The sequence below is a fragment of the Photobacterium rosenbergii genome (assembly GCF_033022775.1).
Taxonomy (GTDB): Bacteria; Pseudomonadota; Gammaproteobacteria; order Enterobacterales; family Vibrionaceae; genus Photobacterium; species Photobacterium rosenbergii_A.
Window position 1 is genome coordinate 171,325 of record NZ_JAWJZI010000001.1, and the last position, 25,178, is coordinate 196,502.

Consider the following 25,178-nt stretch of genomic DNA (forward strand, 5'->3'; position numbering starts at 1 on the left):
TCAACCAAAGTGGAATCCTCTGATACTTCTGGCACATCAACTGGCGTGTTGATATAAAACGCCTTATTCACGCTACAGAATATTCATTCAAAATCTTTTGTATTTCCCCGGTAAAATTTCATACTAAGATGATAAGTTAGTCATAAAAATGACTAAACCTTTCCTATCATAACTCTTTGTTTACGTTCATATTGATCTAAGCCAAGTTCTCTCTTTTCACACTGATTTAGATTGCTATTAAAGCTAAAGCAACGTTTTAACAACCCCTTTATGCAAAGCATTGCTCATCAATAACGGACCTCATCATGCATATATGGCGATACATGATGAAACATCAAGGAGTTTTCGGATGGATAAACCCTCGCAGTCGCTAACCCAAACCCTCTCATACTTAAAGTTATGCACCTCTCAAATTATCTCTAGCCAACTTTCAGTTACTCAGCCCAGTTCAGCAAGGCACATCAATGACCTTATTTCATTGGAATCTATTGAGCTGGATCATGCCAATGAACAAGTTATCGAACTTCAGAAGGTGTTATTTAGGGCATTGCATGCGCTTGAGGCTGGCCAGACTGATATTGTGCATAACGCACTGATTGAAGGGATTAAGCAGATTAACCATGAGCTAACTGTACCGAAGAAAAAACACCTTGCTCAAACTAGTGGTAAAGAAGAAATTTTGAGCGACCCAGCTCTAGCTGGATAAAACCCTACTCAAATGTTAGACAAACGCATTTTTATAGCTATAACTCACCAACCAATGTGGAATCTGCCGGATACCTACGTCCTGTCTGTATCCGGCTCTTTTTTTATGCTTACATCAGCCATTTCCACCAAATGAATACGGCCAAGAATCCAAACAAGTATGTCAGGCCAATCCAAGACAGAGCTTTCATTCGCTTCGACCATTGAAGGGCCACGGGCAGTTCTGCTTTAGACACTAACTGGTAGTTCAGTAACGCAAAAATCGGTGTCGTCATGAATGCCAATATCATGGCGAAATCAAGCATCGGCATCAAAGCTGAGCTAAAGAACATGATGATCCCCATCGCTGAAACCGCAATAAATACCATCCAGCCATTGTGGAATGAACGCTGTCCAACCGGTTTTGATTGTAGAAGCGATTGTGCTTCTGCCAATGAACGAGCGTAACCATCAATAACCGTAATTGTACTGCCAAAAATACAGAAGAAAGCCACAACCGCAATCAGGTATCGAGACCACTCACCAATGGTGGACGCATACATACTCACTAATTGATGAGAGAATCCGATACCCGATGCTTTCAGCTCAGTACCATTACCATGCAAAACAAGCGCACCCAAAGAAAGGAAAACGATAGCAAGCACAGCGGTACCGATATAACCGACATTGAAATCAAACAGTGCAGAATCAGCCGTCACTTGCTGCTCTTTGCGCTGGCTCTTGAGCCACAGTGACGTCAGACATGAAATCTCTATAGGTGCCGGCATCCAGCCCATCATCACCACAATGAAACCAATAGAAGCAATGGACCATGCAGAAGGGGCTTCGAAGTCTGCCGGAGCGACACTACCCTTACCTGCAGCAATCACCACAGCAGAGAGTGTCGCAATAACCAATACCGCCATTATGATCTTGGAAAGGCTATCTAGAGCTTTATAGTGGCCAGCCATCAAAATCACCAAGCAGGCAATAACGACAATGCCAGATAACACGGGTAGCGATAGGCTGAATGGTAAGAAGTACCCCAGTAAGCTTGCACTAAACAATAGCAAGGCAGCGGTATTTACCACACCGGAAATCAAACTTAGCCCTGTAAACACCCACAGGTAACCGCGTCCCATACCATCATACCCTTGGACCAAGCTGTTGCCTGTTCCCATAGTGTATTGAACGCCAGCTCGGAAAAATGGGTATTTCAAAAGGTTTACCAGCAAAATCAACGCGGCAAGCTGCCATCCGTATATTGCACCAGCCTTGGTAGAGGCGACTAAATGGGAGCCACCGACAGCTGCGGTTGCCATCATTACACCTGGGCCTAATGAGCGTATTAACTTGCCCAATGAGAGAGATCCCGAGGGAGATGGCTGTACTGGAGAGGTTTCTGACATAATCACATCCTGATGATTTTCTATTATTGTCCTCACTTTGTCTCAGTTTTGTCACAAACAATCAACCTATCAAAAACAACCAATCAGCCACTTCCTCTTTATTAGCGAACAATTCCAGTTAATAACTTCAAATACACACCATCAAACATCAGTGATATCAGGCAAAAACTGACAAAAAAACAATAAAAAAATCACAAGATTTCAGCGACTTCAGAGATTGTCAAAATTTTATACTGGATGAGTAAACTTACTTACATACAGTAGAATCAACCACACCAAAATTAACCTTGAAGTGCTTGATTTATACAATATTTATAACAACTTTCTACCTAGCGGTTATGCTTAGAATTGTCACATATCATTTATGTTGGTCAGATAAAAAAGCCATATGAATAATGCTGTAGGCAACAATAACAATCCAACGCGCTCAAAGCCCAGCCGATACCGGTATGTGCGCATGTTTATCTATGGCCTGTTTTTTGTCGTCTTCGCCGTTGTCATGCTGGCCATTTTCATCCCTCCTTGGCTGGCCTCTAAAGGAATTGAAATCAATGCTGTTTCTGGTATCCACATAGGAAAACGGATTCAGATAGACGAGCTCTCCATTGCTGTCAATAAAACGGCGATAACCATAAAGAAGCTATCACTGGAACATTTTGCCGATGACAAAAGCGCTATCTCTACCTCATCTTGGCGTTTACTGTCTCCTTATACCGTTGTGCGTCTAGCGCCGGATATCCAAAATGCGATAAAACCCCACGGGCTTGCACTTAATGACATCATTTTCAATGACATCACCTTTAACCTTACTGACCTGTCCGCCCCTTACGTGTTCAGTGCTCACACCGAACAAGCAGCTGTCACTATTGAAAATACAGTCGGCACCCATATACCTCAGGTAGTCAATGACTTACAGCTTGTCCTTACAACAGACCCGTTTGTTACCCTCACAGGTATTATTGGCTCCACTGATTTAGAGTTATTCCTACCTCAAGATATAGGTCAGAACATCTACCCTGTCGGTTTCACTAACGGGCATTTTTCACTTAGCTGGCAAGGCAATAAGATCCCATTAGCCGTTCATATAGATTCGCTGGTACCGAAATGGCCTACGGACGTTGAACGTTTTCAACAACAAGGAAGTGACATCGCCTTAACTGTTGACCTCAACCAGCCCACTAAAAGCATGCGATTGCTGGCAGAGGAGCTACGCTTTACCCAGCCAACGGAACTACCCGAATTCCTTGAAAAACCAGATGAAACTCACGAAGGCTTACACTTAGGGCACGCTATCGCCAATTTAGCGCAACTGCCGTTAAAGCATTTAAAAGTCAGCCGCTTCACTTATGGCAACTTAATAATGGATGCCAAACTGGTATTGGATACCCCTAGAGTCCGCCAAAACCGGCCGGATAAACAAGCCAAATTGCAATTAATAGGAAAAGCCCTTGGCCCGGATAACCCATACGATATCAATGTATTAATCAAACACCGTACACAGGAGGGTGCGGATTTTACTGGGACAGTTGTTGGCCCCAAAGGCAACAAACTTGACTGCAAAGCGGATATCAACTTCATCAGCCCGTTACCTAAACTGTTTCACTGCGAAGCAAAGTTCAAGCGAACACAAGATCTCACTGATCGACTAAAACTGTATGATATTCCCAGCGCAGAGCTAACCAAACCTATTGTGATCTCAGCTAAGCAAACATCATTGGCTTTTAAGGAAAACGGCTCAAACAAACAAGGCGACCCATTTCACTTTAAAGATGTTGAACATGCCAGTTATTCACTAGAAGTCAGCTTACCGGAGAAGGTGAACGTAGAACTAAACCGCTTTGCCTTCCAGCATAAGGTGATGAACCAAAACAAGGGTTCAAACTCTGCTATTTCCTTGCTTAAGCTCAACACTGATGGAGCGTTACTGTTTAATGCGGACTATCATGATGGCAATATCGCGTTAAGCCTCGGCAGAAACAGTGAACGGCTTCACTTTCGCAATGATAAATTCGGGTATGATTTCGCCATTGACCTTTCTCTCCTACAATGCCAGATCCCCTTTCTCAACCGCGATCTAGCATTACAGTGTCACGCGAAAAGTAATATCAACGTTATGATCCCTCAGTTATTTCCCAGCCCCACGATCAATATTCAGGACACCCAATTGCAGTCTGTGCTTTCTGGTAATTGGTCTGATAATACGCTTGACATGCAAATAATCGATAGCCAAGTCAACATAGGTAAAATGCGTGTTCAACATCAGGGGGAATGGATAGAAGCAGAAGCCGATAACGTCAATATAAAAGCAGACCTCATCAGATTTGAGCAACATTTCCGGAATGAAAAAACGACAGCCCTATCCATATTCACTGATAAGGAAAGTGACATCGTCATCAATGCTGATAATCTTTCAGCGCTAAAACTAATCACCTCAGATGATACCTCCGAGTCCGAAATCGCCGCGATTAGACGAAATAAAAACATCAATCAATTACCAGTTCAACGTTACAATGGTCAACTGTCCTCCGTCTTTTCCAAACTTGATTTGCACCTGGATTTTTCACCTGATAACGATATAGCATTCACTCTGAGCTCAGGCTATCAAATTCATCTTTCCTTAAATCAAAATAACCAGCGCCTGCCTGAGGTCATTACGGAAGGGAAACTGAACTTCACTCCAGCCAAAGCTCGATTCCAAGGAGATTTACTGAACAGACACCATACAAAATTGTTTGTCTATACCGTTGATTATTTGATACCGCGGCAACAAACCAATATTGAGTTACACCGTAATGATATTCCATTCTCCAGCAAGCAATCCTTGAAGAAATACTATCTGCCAAAGTTGCCAGTTGATCATGATATCTATGCAGGCTCATTGGGGTTCGATGCAAAAATATCTATAAAAGAGAACCAGTGGGAAGGTGAGGTTGGTTTATATACGCACAACTTGAGTGGCTATATTCATGACATCCATTATGCTGACCTCAATGTCTCGCTCACTGTCGACATTTCCAATCACGGTATTCGCTCACGTCAACCAATCAGCCTGCATGCCAGCTACTTACATGCAGGCATTCTGTTAGAAAACCTCTATGCCCTGCTTGAGTTTGACACTCATAAACCTTTCTACAAACTCCACCGAGCCAAGGCTTATTTGCTTGGTGGTGATATTAGCTTGCACAATGTGGTCAGTAACTCACTGTCAGAAATACCCGCTAGCCCAATTCAGGTTCATGGGCTTAAGCTTGAGAAGTTGATTGAGGCAATAGAAGCTAAAGATATCGAGATGACCGGCATCGTTGATGGCGTGCTGCCTTTTGGATTAGAACAAAGTGCCCCAGTGATAAAAGCAGGCAAGCTTCATGCTCGCTACCCTGGCGGGATCCTAAAATACAAAGAAGGATCAGCCATTGATCAGAACGTAGAAGCCGCTGGTGAGAATAGCTTGTTAGTTGTGAGCAAAATTCTCAAAAATTATAACTACCACTCGCTCAAGGTTAATCTAGACTATTCTAAAGAAGGACAACTGAGTGCCAGATCACAGTTTAAGGGGCGCAACCCAGATGTTTTATCCGGTCGCCCGATTAATCTGAATCTCAGCATAGAAGAAAACATTCCAGCTCTACTAAAAACGTTGAATATGATAAATGCATCAAAGCTGGAAAATATGTTCTTAAAGCAGATTGGTGTGGATAAGTAGCATTTTTGCGCTTTAATTTAAAAAATCAAATGGCTGGACGCGCCTATCTCCATGTCTTTTTTACTCAGGCAGATGGGTATGAGGTCCACAAAAGGTTGTAACCAATGGATATCCAACTTAAGCTGTTTTATATACCATTTTTTATCGCCATGCTTTCGGTATTGTCACTTACAGCACTATCTGGCTGTACACCAACGGTACAAGTTACCGCTTCAGAAAAGCCGATAGAAGTTAATTTGAATGTCAAAATAGAACACGAGATTCGTATTAAAGTTGATAAGGAAATCGATGAGTTGTTTAGTGATGATGATGTCTTTTGAGTTGGCAGGGAGTATGCCATGACGCGAGTATTGCTCTTTTTCCTATCATTCTTCCTTGCTTTTAGTGCAATTGCTCTCGATCTTCAGCAAGCCAAGGATCAAGGCCTTGTCGGCGAAGCGAACACCGGCCTTATTGCCCCTATTACGGCACTCCCTTCCCTAGAAGTAAGACAATTAGTATCTGATGTAAATACACAGAGAAAAAAGGCATTTAACCGTATTGCCGTTTCACACGGGCTAACAATTCGGGAAGTGGGCCTCATCGCCCACAAAAAAGCCGTCGAGCGCACATCTCCAGGGAATTATTATCAAGACTCATCGGGTAAGTGGATCAGAAAGTAGGTGTGAAGATACGTATCAGTTCAATATCGCCGAACAAGATGTTAAGTAAAACTTAACCCCGGCATAAAAATATTATAATTATCCTTATCCCTCATTGCGCATATACTCCTGCGACGATTTACTCATAATTGAAACCAATGTCTGCAGTTCACTCTTTTTTCAATAAGCTTTCCAAGACCGATGGTATCTTCATTGCAGTCGCACTGCTGTGCCTGTTTCCCGTTGTCAGTTCTCCTATAGCACTTGTACTGGGCTTCACATTAGCAACATTTGGCCTAGTGCCATCCCAATTTAACTTGGCGGCTTTGACTAAAAAGCTCCTTTCCTATTCCATCATTGGCCTAGGTTTTGGAATCCAATTAGATCAAGCCATTGAAGCCAGTAAACAAGGATTAGGGCTTATTGTTGCCTCTATCTTCTGTACGCTATTGCTTGGCTATGTTCTGACTAAATTACTGCGTATTGAGCAGAAAACTGGCCACCTGATCGCCTCAGGTACAGCGATTTGTGGCGGTAGTGCTATTGCTGCTGTTGCTCCGGCAATTAACGCCAAAGACGACCAAACCTCACTGGCTTTAGCCACGGTGTTTGTTCTTAATGCTATCGCTTTATTTATCTTTCCAGTCATTGGTCACTATCTAGAGATGAGCCAACATGCATTCGGTACATGGGCGGCAATTGCTATTCATGACACATCTTCAGTGGTAGGTGCCGCAGGTGCCTATGGTGATGAGGCGTTGAAGACAGCAACGACATTAAAACTGGCCCGCGCCCTATGGATTATCCCAATCGCTTTTCTGAGTGCTTTAATGTTCAAAGGCAACAGTAAGAAAATTGGCGTACCATTTTTCATCTTGTTTTACTGCTTAGCTATCGGTGTGGCCTACCTGCTACCTGATTTCCAACCGCTCTACACTGCTATATTCTCGATGTCTAAGCGCGTTCTGGTTGTTTGCCTGTTCTTGATCGGCTCAGGTATCACAATCCAAAAGCTTAGAGCGGCAGGTATCCAGCCTTTGTTGCTCGGGGTATTGCTCTGGGTTTGTATCGGTGGTGGCTCATTAGCCTATATACAGCTAAGCTAGAAACCTACAGGCTTCCTGCCTTTTTATCTCGAACAGCGAGCTTCAAATGACAAAACAGCGAATTCACTCTGAATTCGCTGTTTTTTAATATAAAAGCGGTTTACCGTGACTGACACTACAACCCGACGTTACGGTGTAATGTCTATTCTTCCAGAAACGCTATTGATTTGTTTCACTTCGACTTTAAAATCAGCGCTGGCCTGATTGTGTTGTACCTCATCACTAGCCTGTTGCTCTACAGGGCTTTTATTTTTTTTCTTTGCATTTAGCCGCTTGATCCCCAAGCTTAAAATAATAATGAAGGCAGAAAGATCTAACACAGCACTCATAAGCCCGGTGGTGAACGATGAGGCGATCAGAATGCTACTCACTATCCCTATCCAAACAAACATCCTAACCTCTTATCATTCATGATTCTGTGAGGATAATTATTAACTAATTGTCTGAATTCAGAAATTCGCTTTCACTCTATAACATTCACATTTGTTATATGACATCAACACTTGGCAACTTGCAGCTCATCGAGGCGTGTTGTCCATCGATTGGAACGAAAGGCCTGCCGCATGTGCCAGTTGGTTGAGCCAATCACTGAGGCGGGCTTTACCCCATTCTTGAATCTGGCATTCATCTGATCGGTGATAGCCATTAGATCTCTGCGCTTCATTTCATCTAGTGCACTGGTATCAAACATATCAAATTGGAACTGATCATTGTTGGAATCGGTCAATCCGTCCAGAATGACGCCGATCTTCTGATAGGCGTAACCAGGGCGATAAATAGACTCGAGCTGTTCCAAAGCAATATCAAGAAACTTATAACTGTCCTGACTTGGGCACATAAGTTCCCTAGCACTACTGATATTATGTTGTGGCAAGTCTTTATACCGGTTGGTACGAAGGAATACACCCACGACATTCGCTTGGCTATGCTGGCGCCGCAACTTTTCCCCCGCTCGCTGACAATGAAAAGCGAGGGCTGATTTCAAATCGTCCAAATCACTGATATCTGAACCAAAACTACGGCTAGACAGAATCTGCTTTCGCTTCTCATCAATATCACCAGGATCGATACAGGAAACCCCTTGCAGCTCTAGCGCTGTTCGGGCCAACCCGACATTCCATAACCGACGCATATCGGCTGGATTCTGCTCTGCAAGTTGCAATGCCGTACTGATCCCACTGGTTTGCAGGCGAGTCGCGGTCTTAGCGCCTACTCCCCAAATATCCTGAACTGTGCATCTGTCTAACAACCATCGGCGTCGCTGCTCGGTGTCAATTTGAATAACACCACGAACCCGTTGCTCATAGTGTTTAGCTGCCTGGTTGCCCAGTTTGGCCAATGTCGGGCTTGAACCTATGCCAACTCTGACTGGCAAGCCAAGGTGCGAATAAATGGTGTCTCGGATTTCTTTGCCATACTGGGTGAGACCATCTAACTTGAAGCCATCAAGCCTGACGAAAGCTTCATCAATGGAATACTGCTCGACATGTGGCGAGAATCGATGCAACTCTTCTATAAACCGGCGGCTCATATCGGCATACAACGTATAATTTGAGCTTCTTACCTCGACACCCATTTTCCTGGCTTCACGCTCAACCTTAAACCAAGGCGCGCCGCGTTTTATGCCTAGCGCTTTGGCCTCTGATGACAATGCAACGCAACACCCATCATTATTGGATAACACCACTAATGGCTTGTTGACCAACTTCGGATCAAACAGCTGTTCACAGGCACAGTAAAAGCTTTTCGCATCTACCAATGCCCATACTTGATCACGGTATCCATCTAGTGCTGCCATTGCTTAGCCCAATAAGTTATGTACGTTACGAGTCACTACGCCGAAGATTTCAGAGTCTTCTGGCATAGGAAAAGGGTTAAAATTCGGGTTTTCGGCAATCAACCACCATGCTTCCTCATGACGCATCAATCGCTTGCAGGTAAACTCATCATATACGCGGGCGATGACAATTCTCCCCGGAACCACAGGCTCTGCTCTGTCTACCACCAACAAGTCGCCGTCATAGATCCCCGCACCCACCATTGACTCACCCGATGCCCTGAGAAAAAAAGTCGCATTCGGGTTTCTAATCATATAGCTCTCTAAATCGAGCTCTTCCTGATGGCCATCTGCGGGTGATGGAAAACCACACTTCACACCTTCGATAAAGTAAGGAAAAACCTTCATCTCCAACGCTCTTTAATAAACTGTATATATATACAGTATAATGATAAATCGCTAGAATAGTCACACCTTAGTTTCAACTTTTAGGATAAGTGAAGTTTGAGCAAGCAAATCAGACACTTTATATACAATTTCAACAACCTAGCAGCCTTGTGCTCTGCTGCCTGACGCTATTGGTGATAATTTCGGCATGTATTGCTGGCATCTTCGGCAAACAGCCAGTTATCAACGAGTAATATCAAACATCCCCTTATCATTGTTGATAAAATTGTCGCTTATAAAAATAAAATTCATGGATTTACCAAGGAGTTTTAATGCAAAAAATTTTTGCAATGTTAGCTGTGCTTCTATTGGCCGGCTGTTCAACAACTGAAAATACACACACTGACAGCCAGTGCATCGGCCAAATGACAACAGAAGAAGCCTATGGCCACCTGAACCCAGATCGCTTCACCATTCAGGTGCTGGCTTTAACAGAAGAACGACAAGCTGACGTTCGCAACTACATCAATCATATTCAAGGCCAACAGCCGATTTGGGTGAATTGGAAGAAGAGCCAGAGTGGACGCTGGTATGCCGTGATTTACGGAGACTTCGCCACCAAACAAGAAGCGAAAGCAGTGATCGACCGCCTACCGGAAGCAGTTCGCCAACAAGGTCCTTTCATTAGAAGCTTCGCCGAAGTAAAAAATGACCAGCAAACCGACGTTTTCCGTTTGCGATGATCAAAAAAGCCGGAATTTTCATTCCGGCTTTTTCGTGATATTCGGTGGCTGCTGGACGATCAGCGGCCTTCAAACAACAGACCGACCGTTTTCATCGGTATAAACATCCTCACCCGGCCATTGTGCTCACACAGGACTTCAAAACCATACTTGGTATAGAAGGATTCCGCTTCAACGCTCAAGCAGTCCACAACGATAGCATACGCCCTCATGTGGGCATTGACCTGCCATAGGTACTTCAAGGCTTTTACCAAGCTGACTTTCCCCAAGCCATTTCCGTGGTACTCATGATGGACAGCCAATTGAGCAAGTAAGAATACTGGAATGGGATATTTTGGCAGTTTTTTTGCCATTTCCGCAGGCAAGTTATCACGACAGATAGAGCTCGGGGCAATGCTGTAGAAAGCACAAATAGGTAACTTTTGATTAGGCAGTGGAAGTAAGGCAGGTAATACCATGGTCCGGCTAATACCTGCCTGCATATGCTTTGCCGCCTGAGTCTGAATGAAGTTGTTTAGCTCCGGCTCACCACAATCAAACGATGTACGATCATGCTGCTTTTTATCTAGCTCGATAAACTCTTTTGACCAACTCACTTACTTAAAGCCCTTCTCTTCAGCAAAGTCTACTGCATCGAGCAACGCTTTATTCGGCGCTTTGGCCTTATCGCAAGCATCGACAAACCGGTCAAACACATCACCATCCACGGTGATACTTTCATGCTGAGCAATCACCTGAGTGGCATCTTCATCCATAAGACGAACCACATACTCCGTCAAACTCTTCAGCCCCAGCAACGCTGACGCTTTTTCGGCTTTAGCTTTAATCTCTTCATCTAAACGCAGGTCTAGTCGCGCTGTTGCCATATTAACCTCCATAAGTACGGAAACCTTCCGTACATATAGAGTATAACCTTTGACCGCCGACACAGCAAATCGTACGGAAGATTTCCGTACGATTTGCTAAAGGCTGTTAAGAAGATATCACCGCAGCGCCATGCTCTTTAGTACTGAGATTTTTATTACTGAGTTCTTCATTGCTGAGAGCTTCATGGCTTTGTACATGACGCCCTTCAAGTTTGCGAAGTTCGCGCAGCAAAATGAACAGCAGCATCAAACCAGTGGCTGCCAAGCCTACCGCTAGGCCACCCCAAACGCCTTCCAAGCCAAACAGATTCATCAATACCCATGCAGATGGCAAGCCAATAAGCCAGTAACCAATCGCTGTTGTTACCGTCGGCGCTTTAACGACTTTCATACCGCGCAGAATGCTGATAGCAGACAACTGCCAAGCGTCAACCACAAAGCAAGCTGCCACCATAATCATCACACTCGGTAAGGCAGCAACTAACTCTTGTGCGAGCGCATCACCCTCAACATTGAAAACGAAAGTCAAAAACTCTGGTTTTGCAATCAAGAAGGCACCAAATACAGCGCTGGTAACCGTTACCAACAACAAACCCTGCTTGGCATAACGCTTAACCATCACAGGCTCTTGCTGGCCGACATGTTGACTAACCAAAATAGATGCTGCTTGGGACAAACCAAATGCGACGTTCCATGATAAGTTCAGACACTGCATAGCGATCTGGTGTATTGCCAATGACACCGCACCTAAGGTACCCGCCAACAAGGCTGCTGTCGAAAACAAAGCATGCTCCATCAAGGTCGCAATCATGATCGGCACGCCAATGGCCATCAACGGGACAAGGATGCCTAAACGGTACTCATGCCAATTGGTAAACGGATTGTAGTGACAGTACTTGTTGCGAGTGAATACCCAGTAGCCATAGCCAAACATCACAATAAAAGCAGCCAATGCAGTACCGTAGCCAAGACCTGCCAGACCCATTTCTAGCTTGAAGGCCATCAAATAGCTCAAAGGTACATTCAGAATTACCGTGACAATAGACATCACCATCACAGAACGGGTATCACCGAATGCACTGACCAAGCTACGTAACACCAACAATACTAGGGTTGGCAACATCGCCCACTTCAACGCATCCAAGTAATCGACTGCCAGCACGACCGTTTCAGGATCTTGATTCGCTTTAAGCAGCAAACCATCCATCCAATAGAAAATCGGCAACAGGGTCACTGTCAGAATAACCGAAAGCAATAGGCCACTCTTGAGTGATATGCTGACTTCGGCATCACCTTTCTGGGTATCTTTCAACCTTTTGCCATATGCAATTGCAATTAAGTTAGCGACACAACCTACGGTGCTACCCGCCACAGTGAAGACTATTGAGTAGACTGCCGCACCAAGACCGCCGCCAGCTATGGCGAGGATACTAAGTTGGGCCATCATCCACACATCGGTAAAAACCAATAATTGAGCAACCAGCTGAGAGATAATTAGCGGCACTGCCAGGCTGATTAATTTTTTCATTATTCACCACAAACACTAAAGCATTGCAAAACAGACAGGGATCTCAGAGATGGCAGAAAAGGCGGCCTACTAACAAAGTTTCAAGCAAGAAAAAGTAAGCTAAAAGTGCGATACAGCCATCAAACTGCAGAGATATCACTAATGTAAATTTTCCCCATTTGTGTTTCAAACGACATTTATAGTACCTTAGCATTCATAAAACTCATGCAAGAGTGTTATTGAAAGCATTTTCCTTTGCTCACGAGGCTGACAATGAAAAAAAGACACAATTTACTGCCGTCTTCCTTGAATGGACTAAGAGTGTTTGAAGCATCGGCAAGGCACCTTAGCTTCACGCTGGCAGCAGAAGAATTAAGCGTGACGCAAAGTGCGGTAAGTCGCCAAATCAGGCAGTTAGAAGAACAACTTGGTTTTGCATTGTTCATCCGCCACCACCGAGCATTGGAGCTTTCTGCTCAAGGGAAAGAGATTGCTTTGTTGCTCACCCGTCAATACAGCGAGCTAAACCAAACCATACGCCAGTTGAAGGCCAAGGAGACAGGAACATTACGAGTACAAGTTGCCATGAGCTTCGCCGTACGCTGGCTGATCCCACGTTTGCATTCCTTTAAATCACTCAATCCTGATGTCAATATTGTCTTGTCATCAAGCATGGGCCATAGCAATGAACTGTTACAGTTGGAGGAGGATGACTGTGATATTGCGATATATAATGTGCCTGAAATCAGCAAAAGCACCAATATGCCCACTTTCTTCAGAAAAGAATATCTCGCCCCTGTCTACTCCGAATTATTAACCAAAACCGAAGAGCCAATATCTGTTGATGAATTGATTGCCAACTACCCGCGCTTGCATCCAACTTCTGATCAATGTGATTGGCGCGAATGGCTCACCCGTAATGACCGGACTGACCAAATAAACAAAAATGGATTGACCTTCAATACATTGGATATGGCACTCACATCCTGTTTTGCCGGACAAGGAGTAACCATTACAGACTTGATGCTGGTAGTACACGAATTACAACAGGGTTATTTAAAGCTGCCCACCGAGGCAACCATCGTCACAAACAGTACCTGGCAGTATTATTATCAAACTGTTAGCAAAGGTGACACCGTCACTCGCTTTATTGACTGGATGGTTCAAGAAGAGAAGAAAGATTGGGCCGCGCTAACCCATATGGCTGAGCTGCACGGCTGGAAAATTATAGATTAAGCAAATCGGTACAACGTGTTTACACCGAGTCGATAAGCTCAGGCAGGATTTCAAATAAATCACCGACCAAGCCATAGTCTGCGATCTCAAATATAGGTGCTTCAGGGTCGCTGTTGATTGCCACAATAACCTTGGCATCTTTCATTCCGGCAAGGTGTTGGATCGCGCCAGAAATACCCACAGCAATGTATAATTCAGGGGCAACTATCTTGCCTGTTTGACCAACTTGATAGTCATTGGAGATAAATCCTGCATCAACGGCTGCCCTTGAAGCACCGACAGCACCACCGAGTTTGTCGGCAAGCTTTTCAATCAAAGCAAAGTTTTCTTTACTTCCTAGTGCCCTGCCTCCCGAGACGACAACGCGTGCAGCGGTTAGCTCTGGCCGTTCACTTTCAGACGCCTGCCGCTCGACAAACTCACTCAGCACATTGGCGATAGAGATATCGAGTGACGTTTGCTCCGCCTGACTATCTGACATTTGAGCCGCCTCGAACGCCGACCCACGCGTCGTCATCAAAATCTTACTGTCTTTTGAGCGTACCCGTGCTAATGCATTCCCCGCATATATCGGCCTTACCACGGTATCAGCACTCTCGATCGCTACGACATCAGACAGCATACCGACATCGAGTAAAGCAGCCACCCGCGGCAGCAGGTTCTTACCGAACGTCGTGGCTGGTGCAATGATATGGCTATGTTCAGCTGAAAGTTCCGTTATCAACATGGCACTGTTTTCAGCCAGTTGATACTGGTAAATAGAATTATCCGCCATCAAAACTCGGTTGATCCCATCGATACGCGATACTTCATCAGCGACATTTTGGCACTGGTAACCCATCACCAAAACGTCAATGGGTAAATGTAATGAAGATGCCGCCCCAACAGCCTTGAGCGTTTCTCCTGACAGGCGCTGATTGTCATGCTCTGCAATTACAAGTACTGTCATCAGATCACCTTCGCACTGTTTTTGAGTTTATCGACAAGCTCTGAGACAGAGTTCACTTTCAGCCCACCAGAGCGCTGCGCCGGTGCCATAACCTCAAGAATTTCCTGATGGTTATCGATAATCACACCCAAATCGTCAGGGGTGATGATATCCAATGGCTTTTTCTTGGCTTTCATTATATTGGGCAAAGAGGCATATCGGGGTTCATTCAGACGAAGATCTGTACTCAGTACTGCAGGTAAAGCTAGCTGTAATGTTTCAAGCCCACCATCGACCTCACGGGTGGCTTTAAGTGTGCGTTGCCCACCACCTGTGACACCGTCACTTGAAATATCGATATAAGATGCAAAAGTACCTTGAGGATAACCAAGCAAAGCGGAAAGCATTTGAGCAACCTGATTGTTATCGGTATCAATGGATTGCTTACCTAGAATAAGCAAATCTGGCTGATCTCTTTTTGCTACTGCTGCAAGCAGCTTCGCTACAGACAAAGGCTCAATGACAGCATCACACTCTATGTGAATTGCCCTATCCGCTCCTAGTGCTAAGGCCGTTCTCAACTGCTCTTGGCAAGTAGCATCACCTGCAGAGATGACTACAACCTCATCAGCATGACCGGCTTCTCGCAGACGAATCGCTTCTTCCACAGCGATTTCACAGAAAGGGTTCATTGACATTTTCACATTGGCGGTTTCCACGCCAGAGCCATCATTTTTCACCCTTACCTTTACGTAAGGATCAATGACACGTTTGATCGCAACATACACTTTCACAGGCACTTCCTTATCAAACCAAGGCTTTTAAACCTTGCAAATGATTTACTCTTTGAGCCTAGTTGAGTTTACGTTTACGTCAACTGGACTATATTTTAACCAAGCGCAGTTCAGTAAGGGATTGAAGCATGAGTTCAGAGCAACAAAGAGAAAGCATGTCATTTGATGTTGTGATTGTTGGTGCTGGCCCTGCCGGACTATCCGCCGCCTGTCGGCTGAAGCAACTGGCTAATGAGAATGACGTGTCTTTATCGGTTTGTGTCATAGAGAAAGGTGCCGAAGTCGGCAGTCATATCCTTTCGGGTGCATTATTTGAACACAAAGCGCTGGATGAACTCTTCCCTGACTGGGAGAGAATGGAAGCACCGCTGCACACCGCAGTGTCTGATGATAAATTCTGCTATTTAACAAATGAGTTCAACTACATTGCTGTTGCTGAACCACTTGTCCCCGAAACACTGCAGAACATAGGTAATTTTGTAATTAGCCTTGGTAACTTCTGCCGCTGGCTGGGACAGCAAGCTGAAGCGCTTGGTGTCGAAATCTTCCCCGGCTTCCCCGCCAATAAAATTCTCTATAACAGCCAAGGTATGGTCGCAGGTGTCATCACCAAAGACATGGGGCGGGATAAGCAAGGGGAACAGAAAATCGCTTTTGAGCCAGGCATTGAGCTACATGCAAAATATACGATTTTTGCCGAAGGCTCACGCGGGCACTTAGGAAAACAACTTATAGAGCAGTTTCACCTCGACCACGGCAAACAACCTCAGCATTACGCCCTTGGCCTCAAGGAACTGTGGGAAATTCCACCGGAACACCACAAACCCGGTCATGTGATTCATGGTGTTGGCTGGCCATTGAGTCAAACCGGCACCAATGGCGGCAGTTTTTTGTATCACTTGGAAAACAACCAGGTCGCTGTTGGTTTAATTGTCGATCTTAACTATCACAACCCGTATCTGAGCCCTTTTGATGAGTTCCAGCAGCTCAAGCACCACCCCTTATTCAGCCAACATCTAGCAGGAGGTCATCGTATTGCCTATGGTGCAAGAGCCATTACCAAAGGCGGTCTTTCATCACTTCCAAGACAACAGTTTCCCGGAGGAGTGTTGGTAGGTTGCGATGCAGGCACGTTGAATATGGCCAAAATAAAAGGCAGTCACACCGGTATGAAATCTGGCATGATTGCGGCCGAAGCTGTCTTCCATGAATTCAAGCAAGGCTTGCATCAAACCACACCAGGGTATGACAAGATATTTAATGATTCTTGGTTATTTGAAGAGCTGCATGAATCGCGTAACTTTGGCGCGGAGATCCACCGCTTTGGAACGTTAATTGGTGGGACACTGGCCTCTATCGAGCAAAAATGGTTTAGGAAATCCTTCAAGTGGTCACTTAAAGACGATAAACCCGATCATGAGTGTCTTGAGCCTATTAGCGACCACCAGCCTATTGAGTATCCAAAGCCTGATGGTCAGCTGAGCTTTGATAAACTCTCATCGGTGTTCCTGTCAGGTACCCAACATGAAGAAAATCAGCCCTGTCATTTACATCTAACTGACTGTGCTATTCCTATCAACTTGCACCTTGAGCGCTTTGATGAGCCAAGTCAAAGGTATTGTCCTGCGGGGGTATATGAAATAATCGAAAAAGAAGGAAAACCTGCTTTTCAGATCAATGCCGCCAACTGTGTCCATTGTAAAACCTGTGATATTAAAGACCCTTCACAGAATATTACCTGGGTTCCACCAGAAGGCGGTGGTGGCCCTAACTACCCCAACATGTAGTTTTCCAACAGTTATTTTGCCCAGCGAGTCTTGCGCCACAGCGCTTGTTGTTCTTTAGACAGGAATGTCCAAGCAACAACACGTGTTAGTTTCTGCCCCTGAGCCATACCTATGGTTTTGACTTCAACTGCCCCAGCCTTTTTCAGCTGCTTATAGATTAAAGACAGGTTGTCTTTTTTCGATACCAAAGTAGTAAACCAGAAGCATTGATTGGCCTTCTCAGTACTTTGGTTGATCATTCGCTTGATAAAGGCCGCTTCTCCTCCAGGGCACCACAGCTCAGCCTTTTGCCCACCGAAGTTTAATACTGGCTTTTTGCTACTCATGGCGTGAGACTGAACTTCTTGCTTCGAACCTTTATGGGGACTTTCTTTTTTTAGCCCGGCTTTGTTATGTCCACCTTTCTTTTCAGAATTCGCTTTTAGGTTCTTAACCTTGCGCGCACTCCCTGCCATGGCTTCCTCAAGCGAGGTATGGAATGGCGGATTACATAAAGTGAAATCAAACAGATCATTGTCGTTGATCATACCGGTAAAAATATGATCTGGGTTTTTCTGCAAGCGACACTGGATCCCACCTTTCAACGTAGGATTAGAATCAACGATGAACTTGGCCGATTTAACAGAGATGGGATCAACATCAGCAGCAACAAATTGCCAGCCATAGACTCGGTGACCAATAATTGGGTAGACGCAATTGGCACCAGTTCCGATATCAAGCCCTTTGATAGCCTTACCTTTGGGGATCTTGCCACCGTTTGAATCAGCTAATAAATCAGCAATATAGTGCAAATAATCAGCCCTACCAGGGATCGGCGGACAAAGGAAACCTGCCGGGATATCCCAATAGGAAATTGAATAAAAGTGACTAAGCAACGCGCGATTGAGCATTTTCACAGCTGCAGGGTCACTGAAATTAACCGACAAGTCACCATAAGGGTTCTTCTCAACAAATGGCGACAATTCCGGACAGCTTTGGAGCAGCTTGTCAAAATCATAACGGGCTCGGTGAGGGTTTCGTGGATGCAGCCCCTTACCCGGCGCTTTTTGCTTATGTTTATGTGACATATCGCTTTCTATATAGAGTTTTGCTCGGCCTAAAGCCAAAAAGAAAAGTATCCTACTTCAAACTGTAGCGCCTTGGAACCGCCAAAGGATTAACTTTGGTTAAAAATCACCCCAATAAACTGCCAACACCTTAAATATGCCACTTGATTCAAAAATAATTCGTGACAACCTAATATAAAATTGTACATTTTCATAATCTTAACTTTACTATTACATATGAAGCATTAACAATGCTGTTAAGGACTAAGCGGCTAAAGGACGAGGTTGCACATGGATGTCATCAAACGCACATTACTCATTTTACTGCTATTCGTCCTACCTCTGTGTAAGGTCCAAGCCAGTCAGTCAGTCGCTTTTTACTACAACAATATAGATTCAGTAAGGGAGTTGATTAACTATGACCGTGTCGTTGTCACCCCAGCCCTAATCACAGATAAACAAATATCTACCCTACAAAAAGCCGATTCTTTGGTATTCGCCTATCTCAGTATTGGTGAGTATGATGGCAAAGAACTACCAGAAAAGCTCCAAGGACTATCTCCGCTTATCAATCCTAACTGGTCTAGCCATGTAATGGATTTATCGACAAAAGAATGGCAAACCTACCTTATCGAGCAAGCAGCAATGCTTACTAAGCGCGGTTTTGACGGGATTTTTCTCGATACACTCGATAGCTATACCTTATTTGCAAAATCTCCCGCAGAAGCCAAGAAACAACAAGCCGCACTTAGTCAGATCCTTGAAGGATTAAATGCCCTACCGAAAAAGCCATTGCTTATTTTCAACCGCGGCTTTGAAGTTATAGACCAACTAACCTTCAAACCTTATGCTCTAGCCGCCGAGTCGATGTACAACAGCTATGACCCGGTAACAGATAGTTATCAGCTCGTACCCGAGTCAGACCGGACATGGCTTACTGGTAAGTTAAACGAGGTGAAAAAAGCCGGTGTCGAAGCTATTGTCATCGATTATCTGCCAGCCAGCGATCGTGAAGCCCAAAAACGAGCCGCCAAACGCTTACTCGATGAAGGATATACCCCATATATCAGTGACGGGTTACTTTATGAATTCGGTGTCAGTACGATAGAGCCGATTGCAAAGCGCGTGCTCGGTTTCTATGACAGTCGGTTTGGTCGCATGATTACGTCAGAGTGTCACCGAATGATGTCGATGCCCATTGAATATTATGGTTACGTGCCAGAATGTGTGGATGTCCGCACAACCAATTTAAGTGACATCGATATTACCCGATACGCAGGCTTCTTTTTTTGGTTAGAAGAAGCGAGTTATCAACAGGTGCCCACACTTCAAAGCTGGATTATCTCTCTAGTGGGTAAAAGCCCGGTTCTATTTCTCAATGCGTTACCAACGAATCAAACCCTGCTATCCAAACTCGGTATTGCTCTCAAAGGAGAATTATCAGGCGATATCGCTCAACAACAAGGTCAGAGCTGGACTAAACAGTTTTACCCTGCTTCATTTAGCCAATTTGAAAAACATTCTATTTGGCAACCTACACAAATAGGTGTAAACAGTGAAATTGCTTTTGGCAATAGAAGCGAGTCAACAACAGTTTTATTTAAAGCGCCGTGGGGGGGCGCAGCTATATCCCCCTTCCCGGTTATGAGCCTCGCGAATGGCAGAGAAACCTGGATCATTGACCCCTTCCGGCTGATCAATGAGCTCTTCCCTTTACCTCCTATTCCCGCAGCCGATGCAACAACAGAGTCCGGCCTGCGTATTCTGACCAGCCACGTCGATGGTGATGGGTTCCCTTCCAAAGCATGGTTTCCGGGTAAACCCTATACTGCCGAGGTGCTCAATGACTATGTATTTAAAAAATATGATATCCCACAAACCGTGTCAGTAATTGAAGGCGAAGTTGGCAAGCGGGGTTTGTACCCAGAACAGAGTGACAAAATGGAAGCCATTGCCCGCGATATTTTTCGTCTGCCAAACATAGAAATTGCTTCCCATACCTTTAGCCACCCATTCTTTTGGGACTTTTCCGCCAATATCCAAACCAAGCAGTATGGCGATAACCTTCCAATCCCCAACTATGCCGTGGATTACCACAACGAAATTGTGGGCTCGATAAACTACATCAACAAAGAGCTTGCCCCTGAGAACAAAAAGGCAGAACTGATTTTATGGTCTGGACGGGCTGATCCAACAGAAGAGATCCTAGCAATAGCTGAACAAGCCAATGTGCTTAACGTTAATGGTGGAAATACCTATGTCGTTCGGGGTAATAGTAACTTCACCCAAGTTTCTCCCACCATCGTTTGGTACCCAAGTGCAGTGCAGGTTTATGCACCAGTCCTAAATGAAAACCTGTACACCAATCTTTGGACAGAGCACCATGATGGTTACAGCCGTGCAGTCGAAACTTTTGAGATTTTAGGCAGCCCCCGCCGTCTAAAAAGCATAAGCATATACTACCATATGTATTCAGGTGCTTACCCAGCATCCCTCAATGGCCTGAAGAAAGTCTATGACTGGGCCTTAATTCAAGATACGACACCGCTTTATTTGAGCGAGTACGCCAAAAGAGCCAGTGCACTTTATGAAACAGGCGTTGCACGAACACTTGATGGGCAATGGCAGGTAACCAGTACAGGTATTGCCAGTGTGCGTCTGCCTGAGTCATTGGGCTACCCAAGAGGACATCAATTTGCAGGTTGGAATGCAGGGCCTGATGGAAAGTTCATGATCCTTAAGCAACCCAAAACCCGCTTTACTACGGCGAATACGCCAGACAATGAGCTACAGCTCAAAAGCAGTAACGGCAAGCTGATAACGTGGGATGTAACGGAAAACACAATCGGCTGGTCTGTGTTGTCTCATGTTCCGCTTAAGATGGTCATAAGAGGGGCAAAAAGTTGTCAAAGCCTCAGTGGCGTTAAATTGAACACCAATAAACGTGGCAAGGGAAATATCGAATTATCAAGCTCACAAAAAGGCTTGCTGGAAGGCACCCTAAAGTGCCAATTACTGTAGAGCAAAAGTGACGAGGAATAATCAATAAGCAATGGCAAAAGATAAGAAAAAGCCAAGGATTAGGCTCATCAACAAATTCACCCTTGTGGTGTTAACTGCAACCTCATTATGGGCGTTGTGGTTAGTTGCGCCGTCTAAGTCCATGCTTATCCAGCTTATTGCCCGGTCCTCTTCACCTGAAGTGTCACTGGCGTTTCTAGAACAACTCTATAATGACGACCCTAAAAACCGCGATATTATCAAACAAATCGTGGATAACTATGCCGCGACAGGCCAACTGGAGGGTGCCTCCATACTGCTAGAACAGATCCTCAAGACAAAAGATGGCGATGATGACTGGGAGGCCATTGGGCGTTACCTTACCCTACTGCTAGAGCAAACTTATCAAGACAACCCGGAACTGAAACAACAAGCTAATGATGATCTACTGGCACTGTTAGAAAAGATTGATTACGTGCCTCAGGCAGAGCTGGCAAGGAAATTTGCGGATACGGCAATTTCTCTGTCGATGCCCGGCAAGGGTTTCAGTTACCTCTACCCCCACCAGCAAAGTGGTGAGACTTCATACGATGAGTTAGTTTCGCTAGCTTTACAAAGTGAAAACTATGATGACTCTCTAAAAGTAAGGCTTGATGCATTTCGTGAGTTTGAAGATCTTACTCATGCACAAAAGTTATTCGACTTACTGCTAATAAGTGGCCAGTCGCAACTAAGCCATGATTTCCTTACCAACTACAAAGGCAAACTCTATAACAACCCGGACTTTCTAACTGCTGGAATAAATCACTCCAAGCAAATCGGTCACCTTGATGTCGTCTTATCGCTATCGCGCCATTTGTTAACCATCGCCCCAACGGCCGAGTTATTCTCACAAACGGCGCAAGCTGCTATTTCTTTGGGCGAACTGGAACTTGCAGAAGGGCTGTTGTTAGAAGCAATCGCAATATCACCCAATCAGTATGATTACGATTTGCTTCATCAGATATATCGCTGGCAAGGTGAAATCAGCAAAGCTCAATCTGTTAGTTTAGAGCTAGTCACACTAAATCCGAGTGCTAAGCATCTTCGTGCTGGTATTGATGAGTCCAGAGCGCTGGGTGACATCCTTAGCGAAGGGCGTTTATTCAAACAACTCGCCGCTCATAACCTCATAAACCCTGCTGAATATAGTGCTTGGCTAAACGCTCTCGAAAAAGGACAAGGGACCCCTGCTGCTTTTCGAAGCCTGCTTTCCTTACTTGCTAAACGGCCTTATGACACTGATTTATTGAGCCACACCATCCGCTTATACAGTTACCGCAGTGATCACCAGTCCGTGATACGTTATGGTAGTCGGCTTAAACAAAGGCGTCCTCTTAACTTCGTCGAAGCTGAGCGCATTGCCAATGCCCACATTATGCTGAATCAACCCAAGCTGGCCTTAAATACATTGGTCAACCCGACAGGCTGGCAGCAGGCTGACGATGATTATCTCGAAGCTATCTCTTCGTTAGCTTGGGAGACCAATAACCGAGCTATCTCAGTCACCTCACAAACAGAAATGGCCGCGCGGGGCAGCACGAACATTGATACCTATCGGTTTATCAATGTTATGTCTCCGCTAGATAATGAAAAACTCGACCAGCTGCTCGCGCTATATGACAAGACCCAAAGCCCACAGTTACTGCTTGCTGCCGTCAGGCACGCTGTCAACAGAAAAGATGAAGCTCTCCTGTCCGAGCTTATCGAGCTTGGCAAACAAAACCCGGATTTCAGTGAGAATAGTGAACTGCTTACCTATCAAGCACTGTTGGCAGAATGGCAAGGTGATCCCGACCAGGCTAAGCAACTGTACCTGGCTGTTTTACAGTTAGATCCACTGAATACTTCGGCCGTCGGCAATCTAATTTGGTTTGCTCTCAATGAAGGTGATACAGAAACCCTTGAACGCATTTATCTTCGATACAAACCCGTTTTGGCTGCCGAGCAAGATCTCTGGCTAGCCTTTGCCAGTACAAGCCAGCAACTAGGGCTAAACCAAGAGGCTGATATATGGTATCGACAACTGCTAATTAACGACAGCTCACCCGAACCATCAGTTTTACTCAATTATGCTCAATTGCTAGAGCAACAAGGCAATGGTGAAAAAGCATACCAATTACGCCGTTACTTACTTCAAGACCAAACGGAAGAATTGCTCGAAGCCCCTGATGGCGATATCAGTTATCGCTCTCTCGTAAGAATGCTCATCGGTGAACGTATAGCCACTCAACTAACTGAAGAAAACGCCTTATCTAACCCATCAGACAATACAGTAAGTGAGTTGTATGGGAACTATCTCGCCTATACCCACGGTGAAAAGATCCTTTTCTGGCAACAAAGAACCGCACTTGGCAAATATAAGATCCCTGAATGGCAGCAACTCTCGTTGGCACTTCAGAAAAAGGACCGAATGGAGGTCGAAAGGATCTTATCCCATGCCGTGAACTTGCCAAAAGCCGATGAAAACGCTGCATTGCAGTATATTGGCAAGCATCAAGAAGCTTGGCAGCAGGGTCAGTCCAATGTTGGTCGAATGGCGGATAAAACCGCTGAAAACCAACTGCGCCGTGTGCATGTACTTCAGCACCCAGCGAAAACACACAGCATTCGCGCACAGCACACCCAAATTATTCACTGGAATGTCGACCGTTCCAGCTTAGATTATTACTCACCACATTATCATGGCAATTGGCGGCTGGGCATGGATCATCAAAAGGCCGGCGCTCCAGATCAATTATCCAATACAAACATTGATGACGAATTTCGCTTACGGGGCCGCTACCAGCATCAATTGAGCGAAAGCTATTGGGCATTAGGATTTGACCTTGCCGATGGTATCGGTGATCAACGACTCGGTATTAACGGGGAGTACCAATTTGCTGTCGATGACTATCTGCGCTTGGGTGTCCGGTTTGGTCTCAATAGCCACATCGAAGCCAGTCAGTTGCTGAATATTGCAGGCCAAGACAACTTGCTTGGTTTTAACCTTGCATACCAACCAACGGCAAGGGAGTCCATCGCCTTCCAATTTAACCTGCATGATCTATCAACACGTTTTGATGATGATATCGGTCAAGGTTGGGACTTAAATCTTCGTGTGGCAGAACAGTTCTTTTTTTCCTATCCGGCTTGGCAGGTCTACGCCGACGTTACTATGCAAGACGTTAATCTCAGCAATGACCCACTAACAGGTATAGACCACTGGCACAATGAAAACACCCCGCTAACCAGCAGTGACTTTATTGAGGACAAATACCAACGTGTCGGTATCGGACAGCGGGTTTGGCATGGTGACCCGGGCCAACCCGGCGCAACGGTGCCTTCCCCTAGATATTGGTTCGACAGTTCGCTGGGCTATAACTTCTCAAGTTCGCAAGTCGATGTCACGTTAAGCGCGGGCTTAGGCTGGCGCATCATCGGCAATGATGAACTTTACGTAAGTACAGACTGGCAGAGCCAAGACAGAAATGGCGATGAGTCGTTAAAAGTATCATTAGGTTATTACTACGGCTTTTAACCTAT

At 45.1% G+C, this 25,178-nt stretch carries 20 protein-coding genes; 10 read left to right on the forward strand and 10 right to left on the reverse strand.

Features of this window, described 5'->3' with window-relative positions:
- The first annotated feature begins 349 nt into the window (after positions 1-349).
- Positions 350-706 (forward strand): hypothetical protein, encoded by a 357-nt coding sequence (locus R2X38_RS00805; RefSeq protein WP_317520089.1) that lies wholly within the window; start codon positions 350-352, stop codon positions 704-706.
- Positions 707-815: 109 nt separating this feature from the next.
- On the opposite strand, the gene R2X38_RS00810 is transcribed toward R2X38_RS00805, so the two are convergent.
- Positions 816-2,093 carry a divalent metal cation transporter gene (locus R2X38_RS00810; protein ID WP_317520090.1) on the reverse strand — a complete coding sequence of 426 codons (1,278 nt, stop codon included), beginning with the start codon at positions 2,091-2,093 and terminating at the stop codon, positions 816-818.
- Between the two features lie 388 nt (positions 2,094-2,481).
- Here R2X38_RS00810 and R2X38_RS00815 point away from each other — a divergent pair, with 388 nt between their 5' ends.
- From R2X38_RS00815 to R2X38_RS00830, 4 genes are all read left to right on the forward strand, one after another.
- The gene (locus R2X38_RS00815; RefSeq protein WP_317520092.1) at positions 2,482-5,796 is read left to right on the forward strand and encodes a YdbH domain-containing protein; all 3,315 of its coding nucleotides are present in this window, start codon (positions 2,482-2,484) and stop codon (positions 5,794-5,796) included.
- A gap of 104 nt (positions 5,797-5,900) precedes the next feature.
- A complete protein-coding gene (locus R2X38_RS00820) occupies positions 5,901-6,116 on the forward strand; it encodes a YnbE family lipoprotein (protein ID WP_317520093.1) in 216 nt (71 codons plus the stop codon).
- 18 nt (positions 6,117-6,134) lie between these two features.
- Positions 6,135-6,458: a YdbL family protein gene (locus R2X38_RS00825; RefSeq protein ID WP_317520094.1), complete on the forward strand. Its 324-nt coding sequence runs from the start codon at positions 6,135-6,137 to the stop codon at positions 6,456-6,458.
- Positions 6,459-6,595: 137 nt separating this feature from the next.
- The gene (locus R2X38_RS00830; RefSeq protein WP_317520095.1) at positions 6,596-7,543 is read left to right on the forward strand and encodes a YeiH family protein; all 948 of its coding nucleotides are present in this window, start codon (positions 6,596-6,598) and stop codon (positions 7,541-7,543) included.
- A 128-nt stretch (positions 7,544-7,671) separates the two neighbouring features.
- On the opposite strand, the gene R2X38_RS00835 is transcribed toward R2X38_RS00830, so the two are convergent.
- The 3 genes from R2X38_RS00835 to R2X38_RS00845 all read right to left on the reverse strand — a co-directional run bounded on the left by R2X38_RS00835 (position 7,672) and on the right by R2X38_RS00845 (position 9,728).
- Positions 7,672-7,935: a hypothetical protein gene (locus tag R2X38_RS00835; protein ID WP_317520096.1), complete on the reverse strand. Its 264-nt coding sequence runs from the start codon at positions 7,933-7,935 to the stop codon at positions 7,672-7,674.
- A gap of 104 nt (positions 7,936-8,039) precedes the next feature.
- On the reverse strand, positions 8,040-9,341 hold the full coding sequence (locus R2X38_RS00840; protein ID WP_317520097.1) for a Y-family DNA polymerase: 1,302 nt from the start codon (positions 9,339-9,341) through the stop codon (positions 8,040-8,042).
- A 3-nt stretch (positions 9,342-9,344) separates the two neighbouring features.
- Positions 9,345-9,728 carry a translesion error-prone DNA polymerase V autoproteolytic subunit gene (locus R2X38_RS00845; protein ID WP_317520098.1) on the reverse strand — a complete coding sequence of 128 codons (384 nt, stop codon included), beginning with the start codon at positions 9,726-9,728 and terminating at the stop codon, positions 9,345-9,347.
- Between the two features lie 311 nt (positions 9,729-10,039).
- On the opposite strand from R2X38_RS00845, the gene R2X38_RS00850 reads away from it, so the two are divergent.
- The gene (locus tag R2X38_RS00850; protein ID WP_317520099.1) at positions 10,040-10,450 is read left to right on the forward strand and encodes an SPOR domain-containing protein; all 411 of its coding nucleotides are present in this window, start codon (positions 10,040-10,042) and stop codon (positions 10,448-10,450) included.
- A 59-nt stretch (positions 10,451-10,509) separates the two neighbouring features.
- Here R2X38_RS00850 and R2X38_RS00855 read toward each other — a convergent pair whose 3' ends face one another.
- The 3 genes from R2X38_RS00855 to R2X38_RS00865 all read right to left on the reverse strand — a co-directional run bounded on the left by R2X38_RS00855 (position 10,510) and on the right by R2X38_RS00865 (position 12,844).
- Complete coding sequence (locus R2X38_RS00855) at positions 10,510-11,046, reverse strand: GNAT family N-acetyltransferase (RefSeq protein WP_317520100.1); 537 nt, start codon at positions 11,044-11,046, stop codon at positions 10,510-10,512.
- Positions 11,047-11,316, reverse strand: a complete 270-nt coding sequence (locus R2X38_RS00860) for a DUF1778 domain-containing protein (protein ID WP_317520101.1) — start codon at positions 11,314-11,316, stop codon at positions 11,047-11,049. It abuts the gene before it with no gap.
- Between the two features lie 106 nt (positions 11,317-11,422).
- Entirely contained in the window at positions 11,423-12,844 is a 1,422-nt protein-coding gene (locus tag R2X38_RS00865) for an MATE family efflux transporter (RefSeq protein WP_317520102.1), read from the reverse strand.
- A gap of 252 nt (positions 12,845-13,096) precedes the next feature.
- On the opposite strand from R2X38_RS00865, the gene R2X38_RS00870 reads away from it, so the two are divergent.
- Positions 13,097-14,059, forward strand: a complete 963-nt coding sequence (locus R2X38_RS00870; protein ID WP_317520103.1) for a LysR substrate-binding domain-containing protein — start codon at positions 13,097-13,099, stop codon at positions 14,057-14,059.
- Positions 14,060-14,078: 19 nt separating this feature from the next.
- On the opposite strand, the gene R2X38_RS00875 is transcribed toward R2X38_RS00870, so the two are convergent.
- Together R2X38_RS00875 and R2X38_RS00880 are read right to left on the reverse strand one after the other, a co-directional pair.
- Positions 14,079-15,008, reverse strand: coding sequence for an electron transfer flavoprotein subunit alpha/FixB family protein (locus tag R2X38_RS00875; protein ID WP_317520105.1), 930 nt, complete (start codon positions 15,006-15,008; stop codon positions 14,079-14,081).
- Positions 15,008-15,781, reverse strand: coding sequence for an electron transfer flavoprotein subunit beta/FixA family protein (locus R2X38_RS00880; protein ID WP_317520106.1), 774 nt, complete (start codon positions 15,779-15,781; stop codon positions 15,008-15,010). The genes R2X38_RS00875 and R2X38_RS00880 overlap by 1 nt, the downstream gene beginning before the upstream one ends.
- A gap of 155 nt (positions 15,782-15,936) precedes the next feature.
- Between R2X38_RS00880 and R2X38_RS00885 the strand changes: the two genes are divergently transcribed.
- Complete coding sequence (locus R2X38_RS00885; RefSeq protein ID WP_411184581.1) at positions 15,937-17,568, forward strand: electron transfer flavoprotein-ubiquinone oxidoreductase; 1,632 nt, start codon at positions 15,937-15,939, stop codon at positions 17,566-17,568.
- An 11-nt stretch (positions 17,569-17,579) separates the two neighbouring features.
- On the opposite strand, the gene rlmF is transcribed toward R2X38_RS00885, so the two are convergent.
- Complete coding sequence (gene rlmF / locus R2X38_RS00890) at positions 17,580-18,635, reverse strand: 23S rRNA (adenine(1618)-N(6))-methyltransferase RlmF (protein ID WP_317520109.1); 1,056 nt, start codon at positions 18,633-18,635, stop codon at positions 17,580-17,582.
- Between the two features lie 270 nt (positions 18,636-18,905).
- Here rlmF and R2X38_RS00895 point away from each other — a divergent pair, with 270 nt between their 5' ends.
- Both R2X38_RS00895 and R2X38_RS00900 read left to right on the forward strand, forming a co-directional pair.
- Positions 18,906-21,635 (forward strand): endo alpha-1,4 polygalactosaminidase, encoded by a 2,730-nt coding sequence (locus R2X38_RS00895; protein ID WP_317520111.1) that lies wholly within the window; start codon positions 18,906-18,908, stop codon positions 21,633-21,635.
- A 31-nt stretch (positions 21,636-21,666) separates the two neighbouring features.
- Entirely contained in the window at positions 21,667-25,173 is a 3,507-nt protein-coding gene (locus tag R2X38_RS00900) for a tetratricopeptide repeat protein (protein ID WP_317520112.1), read from the forward strand.
- Positions 25,174-25,178 lie beyond the last annotated feature (5 nt).

What these genes read in the sequence shown, in the direction of transcription:
- R2X38_RS00850 (WP_317520099.1), top strand. Translation starts at nt 10,040, where the DNA reads ATGCAAAAAATTTTTGCAATGTTAGCTGTGCTTCTATTGGCCGGCTGT.
- R2X38_RS00840 (WP_317520097.1), bottom strand. Translation starts at nt 9,341, where the DNA reads ATGGCAGCACTAGATGGATACCGTGATCAAGTATGGGCATTGGTAGAT.
- R2X38_RS00895 (WP_317520111.1), top strand. Translation starts at nt 18,906, where the DNA reads ATGGATGTCATCAAACGCACATTACTCATTTTACTGCTATTCGTCCTA.
- R2X38_RS00860 (WP_317520101.1), bottom strand. Translation starts at nt 11,316, where the DNA reads ATGGCAACAGCGCGACTAGACCTGCGTTTAGATGAAGAGATTAAAGCT.
- R2X38_RS00810 (WP_317520090.1), bottom strand. Translation starts at nt 2,093, where the DNA reads ATGTCAGAAACCTCTCCAGTACAGCCATCTCCCTCGGGATCTCTCTCA.
- R2X38_RS00870 (WP_317520103.1), top strand. Translation starts at nt 13,097, where the DNA reads ATGAAAAAAAGACACAATTTACTGCCGTCTTCCTTGAATGGACTAAGA.
- R2X38_RS00830 (WP_317520095.1), top strand. Translation starts at nt 6,596, where the DNA reads ATGTCTGCAGTTCACTCTTTTTTCAATAAGCTTTCCAAGACCGATGGT.
- R2X38_RS00825 (WP_317520094.1), top strand. Translation starts at nt 6,135, where the DNA reads ATGACGCGAGTATTGCTCTTTTTCCTATCATTCTTCCTTGCTTTTAGT.
- R2X38_RS00865 (WP_317520102.1), bottom strand. Translation starts at nt 12,844, where the DNA reads ATGAAAAAATTAATCAGCCTGGCAGTGCCGCTAATTATCTCTCAGCTG.
- R2X38_RS00845 (WP_317520098.1), bottom strand. Translation starts at nt 9,728, where the DNA reads ATGAAGGTTTTTCCTTACTTTATCGAAGGTGTGAAGTGTGGTTTTCCA.
- rlmF (WP_317520109.1), bottom strand. Translation starts at nt 18,635, where the DNA reads ATGTCACATAAACATAAGCAAAAAGCGCCGGGTAAGGGGCTGCATCCA.
- R2X38_RS00805 (WP_317520089.1), top strand. Translation starts at nt 350, where the DNA reads ATGGATAAACCCTCGCAGTCGCTAACCCAAACCCTCTCATACTTAAAG.
- R2X38_RS00835 (WP_317520096.1), bottom strand. Translation starts at nt 7,935, where the DNA reads ATGTTTGTTTGGATAGGGATAGTGAGTAGCATTCTGATCGCCTCATCG.
- R2X38_RS00815 (WP_317520092.1), top strand. Translation starts at nt 2,482, where the DNA reads ATGAATAATGCTGTAGGCAACAATAACAATCCAACGCGCTCAAAGCCC.
- R2X38_RS00820 (WP_317520093.1), top strand. Translation starts at nt 5,901, where the DNA reads ATGGATATCCAACTTAAGCTGTTTTATATACCATTTTTTATCGCCATG.
- R2X38_RS00885 (WP_411184581.1), top strand. Translation starts at nt 15,937, where the DNA reads ATGTCATTTGATGTTGTGATTGTTGGTGCTGGCCCTGCCGGACTATCC.
- R2X38_RS00875 (WP_317520105.1), bottom strand. Translation starts at nt 15,008, where the DNA reads ATGACAGTACTTGTAATTGCAGAGCATGACAATCAGCGCCTGTCAGGA.
- R2X38_RS00900 (WP_317520112.1), top strand. Translation starts at nt 21,667, where the DNA reads ATGGCAAAAGATAAGAAAAAGCCAAGGATTAGGCTCATCAACAAATTC.